This is a genomic window from Saccharopolyspora antibiotica, from assembly GCF_047200635.1.
Taxonomy (GTDB): Bacteria; Actinomycetota; Actinomycetes; order Mycobacteriales; family Pseudonocardiaceae; genus Saccharopolyspora_C.
This window is the reverse complement of record NZ_JBJZOI010000035.1, coordinates 38,031-51,232: the sequence shown is the minus strand read 5'-3', so window position 1 is coordinate 51,232 and position 13,202 is coordinate 38,031. Positions and strand designations below refer to the sequence as shown.

The 13,202-nt window shown below is 71.4% G+C and carries 13 protein-coding genes; 7 read left to right on the top strand and 6 right to left on the bottom strand.

Going from position 1 to position 13,202, the window contains the following annotated elements; genetic code table 11:
* Nucleotides 1-57 precede the first annotated feature (57 nt).
* Nucleotides 58-1,149, bottom strand: a complete 1,092-nt coding sequence (locus ACL03H_RS22950; protein ID WP_412813378.1) for a BMP family lipoprotein — start codon at nt 1,147-1,149, stop codon at nt 58-60.
* A gap of 518 nt (nt 1,150-1,667) precedes the next feature.
* Between ACL03H_RS22950 and sdhC the strand changes: the two genes are divergently transcribed.
* From sdhC to ACL03H_RS22925, 5 genes are all read left to right on the top strand, one after another.
* Nucleotides 1,668-2,105: a succinate dehydrogenase, cytochrome b556 subunit gene (sdhC, locus tag ACL03H_RS22945; protein ID WP_412813377.1), complete on the top strand. Its 438-nt coding sequence runs from the start codon at nt 1,668-1,670 to the stop codon at nt 2,103-2,105.
* A gap of 3 nt (nt 2,106-2,108) precedes the next feature.
* Nucleotides 2,109-2,528 carry a succinate dehydrogenase hydrophobic membrane anchor subunit gene (locus ACL03H_RS22940; protein WP_412813376.1) on the top strand — a complete coding sequence of 140 codons (420 nt, stop codon included), beginning with the start codon at nt 2,109-2,111 and terminating at the stop codon, nt 2,526-2,528.
* A gap of 68 nt (nt 2,529-2,596) precedes the next feature.
* Nucleotides 2,597-4,387, top strand: a complete 1,791-nt coding sequence (sdhA, locus tag ACL03H_RS22935) for a succinate dehydrogenase flavoprotein subunit (RefSeq protein ID WP_412813375.1) — start codon at nt 2,597-2,599, stop codon at nt 4,385-4,387.
* Nucleotides 4,387-5,175: a succinate dehydrogenase iron-sulfur subunit gene (locus ACL03H_RS22930; RefSeq protein WP_412813374.1), complete on the top strand. Its 789-nt coding sequence runs from the start codon at nt 4,387-4,389 to the stop codon at nt 5,173-5,175. The genes sdhA and ACL03H_RS22930 overlap by 1 nt, the downstream gene beginning before the upstream one ends.
* Before the next feature lie 220 nt (nt 5,176-5,395).
* Nucleotides 5,396-5,623 carry a hypothetical protein gene (locus ACL03H_RS22925; RefSeq protein ID WP_412813373.1) on the top strand — a complete coding sequence of 76 codons (228 nt, stop codon included), beginning with the start codon at nt 5,396-5,398 and terminating at the stop codon, nt 5,621-5,623.
* A 276-nt stretch (nt 5,624-5,899) separates the two neighbouring features.
* Here the strand turns inward: ACL03H_RS22925 and ACL03H_RS22920 are convergent, their stop codons facing one another.
* Entirely contained in the window at nt 5,900-6,127 is a 228-nt protein-coding gene (locus ACL03H_RS22920) for an SCO4848 family membrane protein (protein ID WP_412813372.1), read from the bottom strand.
* Nucleotides 6,128-6,320: 193 nt separating this feature from the next.
* Between ACL03H_RS22920 and ACL03H_RS22915 the strand changes: the two genes are divergently transcribed.
* Nucleotides 6,321-7,589 carry a D-alanyl-D-alanine carboxypeptidase family protein gene (locus ACL03H_RS22915; protein WP_412813371.1) on the top strand — a complete coding sequence of 423 codons (1,269 nt, stop codon included), beginning with the start codon at nt 6,321-6,323 and terminating at the stop codon, nt 7,587-7,589.
* Between the two features lie 424 nt (nt 7,590-8,013).
* Here the strand turns inward: ACL03H_RS22915 and ACL03H_RS22910 are convergent, their stop codons facing one another.
* From ACL03H_RS22910 to ACL03H_RS22900, 3 genes are all read right to left on the bottom strand, one after another.
* The gene (locus ACL03H_RS22910; RefSeq protein WP_412813370.1) at nt 8,014-9,054 is read right to left on the bottom strand and encodes a YhjD/YihY/BrkB family envelope integrity protein; all 1,041 of its coding nucleotides are present in this window, start codon (nt 9,052-9,054) and stop codon (nt 8,014-8,016) included.
* Nucleotides 9,055-9,120: 66 nt separating this feature from the next.
* Nucleotides 9,121-10,167 (bottom strand): tryptophan--tRNA ligase, encoded by a 1,047-nt coding sequence (trpS, locus tag ACL03H_RS22905; RefSeq protein ID WP_412813369.1) that lies wholly within the window; start codon nt 10,165-10,167, stop codon nt 9,121-9,123.
* Nucleotides 10,168-10,229: 62 nt separating this feature from the next.
* Nucleotides 10,230-10,460 carry a hypothetical protein gene (locus ACL03H_RS22900; protein ID WP_412813368.1) on the bottom strand — a complete coding sequence of 77 codons (231 nt, stop codon included), beginning with the start codon at nt 10,458-10,460 and terminating at the stop codon, nt 10,230-10,232.
* A 556-nt stretch (nt 10,461-11,016) separates the two neighbouring features.
* Here ACL03H_RS22900 and ACL03H_RS22895 point away from each other — a divergent pair.
* Complete coding sequence (locus ACL03H_RS22895) at nt 11,017-12,453, top strand: S8 family peptidase (RefSeq protein WP_412813367.1); 1,437 nt, start codon at nt 11,017-11,019, stop codon at nt 12,451-12,453.
* 109 nt (nt 12,454-12,562) lie between these two features.
* Here the strand turns inward: ACL03H_RS22895 and ACL03H_RS22890 are convergent, their stop codons facing one another.
* Nucleotides 12,563-13,198, bottom strand: coding sequence for an HD domain-containing protein (locus ACL03H_RS22890; protein WP_412813366.1), 636 nt, complete (start codon nt 13,196-13,198; stop codon nt 12,563-12,565).
* Nucleotides 13,199-13,202 lie beyond the last annotated feature (4 nt).

Sequence of the window (13,202 nt, the reverse complement as noted above, 5' to 3'; positions counted from 1 at the left end):
GGGGGGGGGGGGGGGGGGGGGGGGGGGGGGGCCCCCCCCCCCCCCCCCGCCGCGCGATCACGGAGTGTCGCGCACCTGGATCTGCCCGGTCGCGATCGCGGCCTTGTAGGCGTCCGCGACCGGCTTGAGGTCGTCGATCTTCCCGCCCGAGGTGGAGTAGGTGACCGCGTCCATCGACAGGTCGAACTTCTTCGGCACCGACGACAGGTCGTCGCGCGCCACCGCCGCCAGGTAGTCGTAGACCGCCAGGTCGATCCGCTTGAGCATGGAAGTGATGATCACGTCCCGGTACTGCGCCACGGTCGGCTGGTTGTACTGGTCGGAGTCCACGCCGATGGCCATCCCGCCCGCGCCCTGCACGGCCGCGAACACGCCCTTCCCGGAGGCGCCCGCCGCGTGGTAGATCACGTCGGCGCCGCCGTCGAGCTGCCCCTGGGCTACCTCGGAGCCCTTGTTCGGGTCCTGGAAGCCGGAGAAGTCACCGGCCGGGGTGAGGTAGTCGCTCTCGATCTCCACGTCCGGCGCGGCGGCCTTCGCGCCCTGCTCGAAGCCGGCCTGGAACTTCTTGATCAGCGGCGTCTCCACGCCCCCGACGAAGCCGATGCTGCAGTTCTGCGACTTGTGCGCGGCCAGCACGCCGACCAGGAAGGAACCCTGCTCCTCCGCGAAGACCAGCGGGGTGACGTTCGGGATGCCCTCGACGTTCTCGTCGATCAGCGCGAACTTCGTGTCCGGGAACTCCGGGGCCACCGCCTTCACCGAGTCCGCGTAGGCGTAGCCCACGGCGACGACCGGGTTGAAGCCCTCCCGCGCGAGCTGGCGGAGCCGGGTCTGCTTGGCGTCCTCCGGCTCACCGGCCGCGGCGTCGAGCTCCTTGGTCTCGGCCAGCCCCATCTCGGCCTTCGCCCGCTCCAGGCCCGCGACGGTCGCGTCGTTGAACGAGGCGTCCCCGCGCCCGCCGATGTCGAAGGCGAGCCCGACCCGCATCCGGCTCGCGTCCGGCGGCGGGAGCTGCTCCTTCGCCGGCTCCGAGGTGGCGAGGGCCGCGGCGGGCGGCTGCTCGGTGCGGCAGGGCTCACCCGCGGCACCGGCACCACCGCCGCCGCGGGCGTCCTTCGCGCACCCGGCGAGCGCCAGCGCGCCCGCCATCGCGAGCGCGGTCAGCGCCGCGCCGGAGCGCCGCCCCCGCTTCGCGTCCCGAGACCGGGACTCCCCTGCCGTGCCGGCCGTTCGCCGCATGGCTCTTCCCCTTTCGATGCCCGCCTGCCGCGCACCAGCGGCCCCGGCCGACTCCTGTTCGGAGCCGATTCCGGGGCCGCTGATCGGGCCGGCCTCCTCGCGGTGTCTTCCGCAGGAGAATTGTGACCCGGTGCGCAGCTCACGTCCGGTGACGTGGCTCTCGAAATTAAGGCTTGACGCTGCTGCTTGCGCATTGCCCGCGTGTCACGAGTTGATTTCTACATCGATCCACCAGGTAGGCGGTTTGTCTGGTCGATCACACAGAGCACAGGCGAGTAGGCCGCGCCGATGACGCAGGTCTAGCATCCGAGACGTCCAGGCCTAGTTCAGGTGGCCGGTGACGGGCGTGCGGATGATGACGACTCGGACCGGTCGTCCTCGTTCCCGAACGGGCCGTAGTCCACCAGCGACGTTGGAGGCCTTCCACCATGGCCAGCACCACCGCCTCCGCGGCGGAGGCCCCCCAGCGCGAGGGCAACCCTCGTGCCAAGGGATCCCTCTACCGCGGTGATTTGGGCATGTGGTCGTGGGTAGCCCACCGCATCACGGGCGTGCTCACATTCTTCTTCTTGTTCGTGCACGTGTTGGACACCGCTCTCGTGCGGGTTTCGCCTGAGGCGTACGACACGGTCATCGAAACCTACAAAAGCCCGATCATGATCCTGTTCGAACTGGGTCTGCTCGCGGCGGTGCTGTTCCACGCGTTCAACGGCATCCGCGTCATGCTGGTCGACTTCTGGGCGAACGGACCGAAATACCAGAAGCCGATGCTGTGGACCGTTCTGGCGGTCTGGCTGGTGCTGATCGTGCCCGCGGCCATCAGCATGCTCACGCGGGCCGCCACGGAACTGTTCGGGGGGCACTGACCCATGACCACCATCGACGCGCCGCTGCCGGTCGACAAGCCGCGGTCCTCGCACCGCCCGGCCGCTCGCCGCAGCAACTTCGAGCTCTACAGCTGGCTGTTCATGCGCCTGTCGGGCGTGCTGCTGCTGTTCCTGGTCCTCGGACACATGCTGATCATGCTGTTCCTGGACGGCGGGGTGCACCGCATCAACTTCGCGTTCGTCGCGGGCCGCTGGGCCTCCCCGTTCTGGCAGTTCTGGGACCTGACGATGCTGTGGCTGGCCGGCCTGCACGGCGGCAACGGGCTCCGCACCGTGATCAACGACTACTCCCGCAAGGACGCCACCCGCTTCTGGCTGAAGATGGTGCTGTACGTGTCGGTCCTGCTCACGGTCGGTCTGGGCACCTTCGTGCTCTTCACCTTCGACCCGAACATCGGCTGAGCACCGAGCGCAGGCTTCGAGGCCCCGCACTCAGCGGGCGGCCTCGCCATCGGCCCTAGGAGGCGACCTTGCAACACCACAAGTACGACGTGGTCATCGTCGGCGCCGGCGGCGCCGGGATGCGCGCGGCGATCGAGTCGGGCCAGCGCGCCCGCACCGCCGTGCTCACGAAGCTCTACCCGACCCGCTCCCACACCGGTGCGGCCCAGGGCGGCATGTGCGCCGCGCTGGCCAACGTCGAAGAGGACAACTGGGAGTGGCACACCTTCGACACCGTCAAGGGCGGCGACTACCTCGTCGACCAGGACGCCGCTGAGGTGATGGCCAAGGAGGCCATCGACGCGGTGCTGGACCTGGAGAAGATGGGGCTGCCGTTCAACCGGACGCCCGAGGGCAAGATCGACCAGCGGCGCTTCGGCGGCCACACCCGCGACCACGGCAAGTCCCCGGTGCGCCGGGCCTGCTACGCGGCCGACCGCACCGGCCACATGATCCTGCAGACGCTGTACCAGAACTGCATCAAGCACGGCGTCGAGTTCTACAACGAGTTCTACGTCCTCGACGTCACCATGAGCGAGAACGAGAACGGCGAGCAGGTCTGCACCGGCGCCGTGGCCTACGAGCTGGCCACCGGCGAGATCCACGTCTTCGAGGCGAAGGCCGTCGTGTTCGCCACCGGCGGTTTCGGCAAGGTCTTCAAGACGACGTCCAACGCGCACACCCTCACCGGTGACGGCATGGGCATCATCTACCGCAAGGGCCTGCCGCTGGAGGACATGGAGTTCTACCAGTTCCACCCGACCGGCCTGGCCGGGCTCGGCATCCTCATCTCGGAGGCGGTCCGCGGCGAGGGCGGCATCCTGCGCAACGCCGACGGCGAGCGCTTCATGGAGCGCTACGCCCCGACGATCAAGGACCTGGCGCCGCGCGACATCGTCGCCCGCTCGATGGCGCTGGAGGTGCTGGAAGGCCGCGGCGCCGGCCCGAACAAGGACTACGTGCTGCTCGACGTCACGCACCTCGGCGCGGACGTGCTGGAGCAGAAGCTCCCGGACATCACGGAGTTCTCCCGCACCTACCTGGGCGTGGAGCCGACCACCGAGCCGGTGCCGGTCTACCCGACCGCGCACTACGCGATGGGCGGCATCCCCACGAACATCATCGGCGAGGTGCTGCGGGACAACGACACCACCGTTCCCGGCCTCTACGCCGCCGGCGAGTGCGCCTGCGTCTCGGTGCACGGTTCCAACCGCCTGGGCACGAACTCGCTGCTGGACATCAACGTGTTCGGCCGCCGCGCGGGCGTCGCCGCCGCGGAGTACGCCAACGCCCACGAGCACGTGGAGCTCCCGGAGGAGCCCGCCAAGCTCGTCGAGGGCATGGTCGACCACCTGCGCACCGCGCACGGCGGGGAGCGGGTCGCCACGATCCGCACCGAGCTGCAGGAGACGATGGACGCCAACGCCTCCGTGTACCGCACCGAGGAGACGCTGAAGCAGGCGCTCTCGGACGTGCAGGCGCTCAAGGAGCGCTACGGGCGCATCGCGGTGCACGACAAGGGCAAGCGGTTCAACTCGGACCTGCTGGAGGCGATCGAGCTCGGGTTCCTGCTGGACCTGGCGGAGTCGCTGGTGAACGCGGCGCTGGCGCGCAAGGAGTCCCGCGGCGGGCACGCCCGGGAGGACTACACCGCCCGCGACGACACCAACTTCATGCGCCACAGCATGTCGTACAAGCAGCTGCCCGACGCCGAGGACCCGAACGCGCCGCTGGGACTGACCGGCTTCCAGTCCGACATCCGGCTGGACTACAAGCCCGTCGTCGTCACCCGGTACCAGCCGATGGAGCGTAAGTACTGATGACCGCAACCGTGACGAACTCCGACCAGACCACCGACCTGCCCTCGGACGCCCCGCCGATCCCCGAGGGCGCCACGATGGTCACGGTGAAGATCCAGCGGTTCAACCCGGAGGTCGACGAGGACCTGCACTGGGAGTCCTACCGGATTCCGGCGCTGCCCAGCGACCGCGTGCTGAACCTGCTGCACTACATCAAGTGGTACGTCGACGGCTCGTTGACGTTCCGCCGGTCCTGTGCCCACGGCGTCTGCGGCTCGGACGCGATGCGCATCAACGGCGTGAACCGGCTGGCGTGCAAGGTGCTGATGAAGGACCTGCTGGCCAAGAACGGCGAGACGACGATCACCGTCGAGCCGATCAAGGGCCTGCCGGTGCACAAGGACCTGCTGGTCGACATGGAGCCGTTCTTCGAGGCGTACCGGGCGATCAAGCCCTACCTGGTCACCTCCGGCAACGAGCCGACCCGCGAGCGCACCCAGTCCGTCGCCGAGCGCGCGCGCTTCGACGACACCACCAAGTGCATCCTCTGCGCGGCCTGCACCACGTCCTGCCCGGTGTACTGGTCGGAGGGCTCCTACTTCGGCCCGGCCGCGATCGTCAACGCGCACCGGTTCATCTTCGACAGCCGCGACGAGGCCGCCGAGGAGCGCCTGGACATCCTCAACGACGTGGACGGGGTGTGGCGCTGCCGCACCACCTTCAACTGCACGGACGCCTGCCCGCGCGGCATCCAGGTGACGAAGGCCATCCAGGAGGTCAAGCGAGCCCTGATGTTCCGCCGCCGCTGACCCGCACCACCCCCGAAGGCGCCCGCTTCCCCGGAGGCGGGCGCCTTTCGCGTTTCCGGAATCCGCACATGGGAGCGTCGAATCCAGCACTCCGGGTGGCGCTCAGGCGCCTTCCGCGAGCGCGACCCGGTTCGCGGCACCACCCGCTTCGCGGTCGCGGCGCGCCGCCACTGCCCGGACGCCCGACCTCGCGGAAGCGCGGCAGACGCTCCGTTCCGAGTTGACCGAGGACATCTCGTGGGTCGCCGCGACCATCAACCCGCTGGCGCGGAAGCAGGTTCCGATCGCCCGAGCCGACGTCATCTCGCGGTGGAGCGAAGTGAACCTTCCGGAGCGCCTCGCCGAGCACCAGCGGGGTCACGCGGAGGAGCAGGGGCGGGGCAGCTCGAAGCAGCAGGTGTCCACGGGCCCCGGAACCACCAGCCGGAAAGCTCGATCGAAGAGCTGATCGCGCTGGGTGTGATGACGCGGCGCGCCAGCGGAATGCTCGACCTGCCGGACATCTACCGCCTCGACTTCGACCTAGGCCGCGAGGGCGGGGTTCCACGGGTCCGATCGAGCTGACCTGCTCCGCTGGGTCCGGTCGACCAGCTCGGCGCCGCTCGACGACTTCGTCACCGCCGTCGGGCCTCGCCGGAGGAGCACCAGCGGGCCCAGATCCGGGCGGCGCCGGTGCGGGCGGCGATGACCGGCGGACGCGGGGCGGCCTCGGTCGTGGTCCGGGCTAGGAGCGGCTCGCGCGGAAGCCTCGCCAGCCGAGCACGCCGATCGCGGTGCCCAGCACCAGCGAGATCGCGGCGATCGCGAAGTGCACGTAGAGGAACGGGGTCGGGGCCCCCGCCTGCCAGGAGTTCTCGCTGACCCAGATGTTGCGGAAGAACGTCGGCCACAGCAGCCAGGACCAGACGCCGAAGGCCAGCAGGAGCAGGGAAGTACGGCGGGAGAGCGTCACGCCGACCAGTATCGACCCCGCTCAGCGGACGTACCGGCGCGCCCCGGAGCGGAGGTGGGCCAGGTCTCCTGATCCCGTCTCGGTGCACCGGGCACCGGCGCGCGGCCGCGTTCGCTAGCCTGAGCGCGTGCCCGTGAGAGCTCACCGCCCGGTCCGCACAACGCCCCCGTCTCCGCCGGAGAACCCGGCATTCGTGCCGAACGGCGCGGAAGCGGCGGCCTTCGCGGAGCCGCGCAGATCGCAGTCGGACCACCGGACGCGCGCGGCGGGGCGGTTCGCCACCGCCGGCTGCGCGGCGCTGCTGCTGCTCGGCCTAGCGCCGCTGTCGGCGGCGGCCGAGCCGGGGTCCTGCCCCGCCGCCGCTCCCCCACCCGCGGTGGACACCTCCGAGGTCCCCGAGCCCGGCGAGCCGGTCCCGGCTCCGCTGCCGGTTCCCGCCGAGCCGGTCGGGGGTCCTCGGCTCGGCGAGTGCGGGGAGGTCGTCGCCCGGGGCGCCGCCCGCGCCCCGATGGACCCGATCGCCGCCGAGTCCTGGGTGCTGGCCGATCTCGACAGCGGCGAGGTGCTGTCCGCTCGCGATCCGCACGCGCGGCACCGGCCCGCGTCCACCATCAAGGTGCTCACCGCCCTGGTCGCCATCCGCGAGCTCGACCTGGACGACACGCTCATCGCCACCCAGGAGGACGCGAACGAGGAGGGCAGCCGGGTCGGACTCGAACCCGGCACCACCTACACCGTCCGGCAGGTGCTGTCCGGACTCGTCATGCAGTCCGGCAACGACGCGGCGCACGCGCTCGCCGTGAAGCTCGGCGGGGTGCCGGAGACCGTCGCGAAGATGAACGCGCTCGCGGCCGAGCTCGGCGCGCAGGACACCCGCACCGCGACCCCGTCCGGCTTGGACGGGCCCGGGATGAGCACCTCGGCCTACGACCTCGCGCTGATCTTCCGCGAGGCGATGCGGCACCCGGAGTTCGCGCGGGCCGAGGCGCTGCGGGAGACGACGCTGCCCGGCAAACCCGGGCAGCCGCCGATGCACGTGGAGAGCGACAACGCCGTGCTGTGGAACTATCCCGGCGCGCTGGGCGGCAAGACGGGCTTCACCGATGACGCCCGGCACACCTTCATCGCCGCCGCCGAGCGCGACGGCAGGCGGCTCGTCGCGGTGCTGATGCGCGGGGAGAACAAGCCGGTGCGGCAGTCCAAGCACACCATGGGGCTGCTCGACCACGGCTTCTCGCTGCCGCCGGGGACCTCCGTCGGCGAGCTGGTGACCGAGGAGGCCGAACCCGAGGAGAGCGCGGCGGAACCGGTCCCGCAGGCGAGCGAAGCGGAGGAGCCGAACTCGCCGATGTTCGGCACCCTCGGCTGGCCGCTCACCCTCGCCGCGCTGGTGCTCATCGCGGCCGCCGGGGTCTTCACCGCCGTCCGCAAGCGCCGCGCCAAGGCCTCCCGCCGCCCCTGACCGCGATTTCGCGAGAAATCTCCCCGCACCACGCCCGCGACGGGGAGATTTCGCGAGAAATCGCGTCCCCGTCCGCCCGGGTCGACGCGATTTCGCGCGAAATCGCGGGGTGCGGGTTGGGTGGGGCGCGATTTCTCGCGAAATCTCGCGGGGACGGGGACGGAACGGGGACGGGGACGGGGCGGGTGGGTCTCGTCGGTCACTCGGTCGGGCTAGGTAGTACTCGGGTAGTCGCACGGGTCCGGTTTCCAACGGAACTGGGCATTCTCGTAGTAGGAGTCAGCGAGCGCGGGAGCCCGGACGACCGCCGGGCCCGCTCAGCGGCGTGCCCCGAGCCGCGGCGCCGACTCCGGCCCCGTGCGGTGGCCACCGCACGGGGCGCGGCCCACCCGGCCTCGCCCCGAACCCGGCCGGGTGGGTCCGCTCAACGACGGCGGCGCAGCGACCAGCCGAGCAGCGCGCCCAGCCCGAAGATCCCCGCCGCGAACCGCGCTCCCGCTCCGACGACCCGCACCTGCGGCCGGATCACGGCGGGGGGCGGCGGTTCCGGTGCGGCGGTCGGCTCGTTCTCCGCGGCAGAGGCCGTCCACGCGGTGACGAACAGGATGAACCGCGAGGTCAGGTACGCGAACACCAGCAGCCCCAGCAGCGGTCCGAACGCGGCGGCCGCGGGCGAGCCGGTGACGCTGTTCAGGTAGACCACCCCGACCTGCTTGAGCACTTCGAAGCCGACGGCCGCGAACAACCCGCCCCACATGGCGCTGCGCAGGGTCACGGGCGCGCGCGGCAGCCGGGCGAGCACCCACGTGAACACCAGCCACCCCGCCGCCAGCGACAACGCGATCGTGAGCGCGGTGAGCGCGATCCGCGCCAGCAGCGTGTTCCCGATGCCCAGCAGGCCGAACAGCGCCCGGCCGACTCCGCCGCCGAGCGCGCTGAGCCCGAAGGAGATCGCCATCGCGAGCCCGAGCCCGATCAGCGAGAGCAGGTCGGAGCCGAGCCGCTTGAGCATCGGCGGGGCGGGGAGGTCCTGGCTCCACTGCGCGGTGAGCGCCTCCCGCAGGTTCGTCATCCAGCCGAGGCCGGAGTACAGCGCGATGAGCAACCCGAGGATCCCGACGGCGCCCGCTTGGCCGATGGCCTGCTCGACGACCTGGTTGAGCAGGCCGCTCATCTCCGGGTTCGGCACGGCTTCGGTGATCGAGGTCCGCAGCTGCGCCAGCAGGTCGGGGTTCCCGGCCAGCACGAACCCGGCCGTGGCGAACACGATCATCAGCAGCGGCACCATCGCCAGCACGCTGAAGTAGGTGATCGCGGCGGCGTAGTAGTCCCCGTACTGGCTCTGGTAGCGCGCCGCGGCGCGGATCAACCGGTCCAGCCACGGATGGTCGCGGCGCAGCAGTTCCAGCCGCCCGGGCGAGTCCCCGGTCGCGGCGGTGCGCGCCGGCTGGCTGCGGTCGGTCACGATTCACCTCCAGGCCTGCCCGGGATTGCCCCGAACGGGCCTAGAGGCTACCGCTGAATGATCTCCTCAGCGCAGCGGCGGGAGGAAACCGACGCGCTCGTAGGTGAGCCGCAGCGTCTCGGCCGCGACCGACCGCGCGCGCTCGGCACCGCGGCGCAGCACCTTGTCCAGCTCCGCCGGGTCGGCGAGGTAGTCCCGCACCTGCTGCTGGAACGGGGTGACGAACTCGACGAAGGCCTCGCCGACGGCCTTCTTCAGGTCGCCGTAGCCGCGCCCCTCGAACTCCGCCTCCAGCTCCGCGATGCCGCGGCCGGTGAGCGAGGAGTGGATCACCAGCAGGTTGCTGACGCCCGCCTTGGCCTCGGGGTCGTAGCGGATCTCGCGCTCGTTGTCGGTGACCGCCGAGCGGATCTTCTTCGCGGAGCGCTTCGGGTCCTCCAGCAGGTCGACCACGCCGCCGGGCTGGGACTTGCTCATCTTCGCCGAGGGGTCCTGCAGGTCCTGGATCTTGGCGGCTTCCTTCGGGATGTGCGCCGAGGGCACCGCGAAGGTGTCGCCGTAGCGGGAGTTGAACCGCTGCGCGAGGTTGCGGGTGAGCTCCAGGTGCTGCCGCTGGTCCTCGCCGACCGGCACCTGATCCGCCTGGTACAGCAGGATGTCCGCGGCCTGCAGCACCGGGTAGGTGAACAGCCCGACGCTGATGTGGTCGGCCTCCTGGCGGGCGGACTTGTCCTTGAACTGGGTCATCCGCCCGGCCTCGCCGAAGCCGGTGAGGCACTCCAGCACCCAGCTCAGCTGGGCGTGCTCGGGGACGTGGCTCTGCACGAACAGCGTGGCGGAGTCCGGGTCGATGCCGAGCGCGAGCAGCTGCGCCGCCGAGACGCGGGTGCGCTCGCGCAGCAGTTCCGGATCCTGCGCGACGGTGATCGCGTGCAGGTCGACGACGCAGTAGAAGGCGTCGTGATCGGCCTGCATCCGCACCCAGGACCGCAGCGCGCCCAGGTAGTTGCCGAGGTGGAAGGAGTCCGCGGTGGGCTGGATCCCCGAGAGGACGCGGGGGGCGCGGGTCGCTCCTGCTGCCGGGTGCTGGGTGGCCGAGTCGTCGCTGCTCACCCGATGATTCTCGCAAGGTCTCCGGGAAGATGGGGACCGGGTCGCCGATCGTGGCCGGGTACTCAGACCTTGCGCTGGTTCTCCGGCTGGATCTCGATCTTCTTGCGGCGGAGGATCCCGGCGAGCATTCCGACGATCCCGAAGCCGATGGCGGCGAGGCCGACCGGCGTGGCCGCGGACACGAAGGGGCTGGCCTGGGCGAGCACGGGGCCGACGCCCTCGGCCTGCGCGGTGGCGGTGCCGAGGCCCGCGGTGGCCAGCAGCAGCCCCACGATCAATCCTCGTGTGGTCATGCGAGCAAATCGGCTACGCACGAGCGTTGCCTCCCTTGACGGATTAACCCGTACGGGTCACAGAACCCTCAACCCGGTTGCGGACCGTACCGATCGAGTGTGAACACCACGATCGCGTTGCGTAAACCGGCCACGACGCAGAGATCCTATTTACCCCCCGCAGCGTGGCGGCACCGGGTACCCTCTGGCGCGGTCATCACTGCTCGGAGCTGGTTTCCGCTCGCTGTCGCACGATGCACCGAATTCACGCGATGTTGCCGGTGAGCTGACTCATCCCTCGTTCGAGTGGCAAGCCCGGCGAGGTATCCCCCGCGCTCGCTCCCGCACCCGCTCCCCGGATCGGACCACCGGCATCCGCCGATCGTCCCGGACTCACCGGGGGTGCCGATCATCGCGTCCTGCTACTCCTTTTCGCTCTACCCGAGTTCCCCGGACGGGTGGAGTATCCGACGATCACTCGCAGATCGCTCGGCATTCACGAGCCGTGGGAGGACACGTGTCACCACAACGATCGACATCGCGCCCGCGCGGGAGGTCCGCGCGCCTCGCCGGGTCCGTGCTGGCCCTGGGCCTGCTCGTCCCGGCCACCACCGCACCCCCCGCCGTCGCGGCCGAGGCCGCGCCCGCGCACTTCGTCGTACTGGGCCCCACCGGCGACGGCCTGCGCCAGACCGAGGACTCGGTGCGCACCGCCGGCGGCGCCGTCGTGCGGAGCTGGCCGCAGATCGGCGTCGTCGTGGCGACCTCACCGGATCCCGGCTTCGCGGCGGTCGTGCGGACGCGACCCGCCGTGGACCAGGCCGGAGCGAGCCGCGATCTCGCCGAGCAGCTGCCGCCCACCCCGCCGAACTCCCGGCTGGAACCGCTGGAGGGAACCGCCGAACCGGGGGCGTCCACCGCGGCCGTCGGCGAGGAGCCGCTGGAGCCGGAGCAGTGGGACCTGCCGCTGATCAAGGCCGATCAGGCGCACGCCCGCTCGCTCGGCAGCCCGGACGTCACCGTCGGCGTGCTGGACTACGGCATCGACCCCGAGCACCCCGACCTGAAGCAGAACCTGGATCCGGCCAAGTCCGTCAGCTGCGCCCAGGAGGGCGTGCCGGACACCGACGTCGAGGCGTGGGCCCCGGCGGACGACACGCAGGCGCACGGCACGCACGTCGCGGGCACGATCGCCGCCGCCCGCAACGGGATCGGCGTCGCGGGCGTCGCCCCGGGCGTCCGCCTCGCCTCGGTGCGGGTCATCGACGACGACGGCTTCATCTACCCCGAGTACGCCGTCTGCGGCTTCCTCTGGGCCGCCGAGCACGACATCGACGTCACGAACAACTCCTACTTCGTCGATCCCTGGTACCTCTGGTGCGAGGGCGATCCGGATCAGCGCGCCGGAGCCGAAGCGGTGCGCCGCGCCGTCGCCTACGCGGCGGGGCACGACGTGGTGACCGTGGCCGCGGCGGGCAACAGCGGCTGGGACCTCTCGCAGCCGGTCCACGACACGAACAGCCCGAACAACGGCGGTCCGGTCCAGGACCGGTGGGCCGGGCACGACTGCGCGGCGCTGCCCGGGGAGCTGCCGGGCGTGGTGACCACGTCCTCGGTGGGCGCGGACGCGGTGAAGTCGTACTTCTCGAACTACGGCCTCGGCTCGACGACGGTGACCGCGCCGGGCGGCGACGCGAAGCAGCTCCCGCCGACGCCCTCCGCGAACGGGCGAATCCTCTCCAGCGTGCCCGGCGGCGGCTGGGGCTGGATGCAGGGCACCTCGATGGCCGCGCCGCACGCGGCCGGGGTGGTCGCGCTGCTGCGCAGCACCCACCCGGAGTGGAGCGCCCCGCAGGTGACGGGCGCGCTGGCCGGGCAGGCCGACGCGCTGCCGTGCCCGACCGGCTACGACCCCGACGGCGACGGGAAACCGGACGCGGTCTGCCAGGGCGGCGCGACCGGGGCGGGGTTCTACGGAGCGGGACTCGTCGACGCGCTGGACGCCGTCGGCTGAGCACCTGACCCGGCACCGGCGACGGCATCGGGAGTCGGCCCCCGGGCGGGACACCGCCCGGGGGCCGATCGGAAGCGAGGAGCGCGGGGCCGGTGCGGGCACCGGTCCCTCAGCTCTCGACCCAGCCGCGCCGCTCGCCCTCGTCGATCAGCGCTCGCGCCGCGTCCCACAGCGGGGCCGAGGCCTCGCCGATGACGGCCTTGCGGGCGCGGACGGTCTCGGCGGTGACGCCCGGCGTGCGCCAGGTCCCGCCCCGGGCGAGCCAGTTCAGCAGCAACGGCTGCACCCGGTCCACCGCCTTCGCGAACCGGGCCTCGGGCGTGCCGCGCGATTCGAACTCGTCCCACCGCGCGCGGAAGCGGTCCCGCTGGTCCGCGGGCAGCAGGCCGAAGAGCCGGTCGGCCGCGGCCTCCTCCCGCTGCTGCTGATCAACGCGCCCCGCGTCGTCGTAGAGCGGGGTGTCGCCCGCGTAGATCTCCACCAGGTCGTGCAGCACCACGAGCTCGATCGTGCGGCCGACGTCGATGGGCTCGTCGGAGTGCTCGGCCAGCAGCGGCACCATCAGCGCCAGGTGCCAGGAGTGCTCGGCGTCGTTCTCCCGCCGCTCGGCGGCGGCCAGCGGCGACTGCCGCAGCACGGTCTTGAGCTTGTCCACTTCGGCGAGGAACACGAGCTGCTCCCGCAACCGGCCGGTGATGGCCTCGGGCAGCGGGGTTCGATCGGCGATCAGATCTTCGGCGTTCACCGCC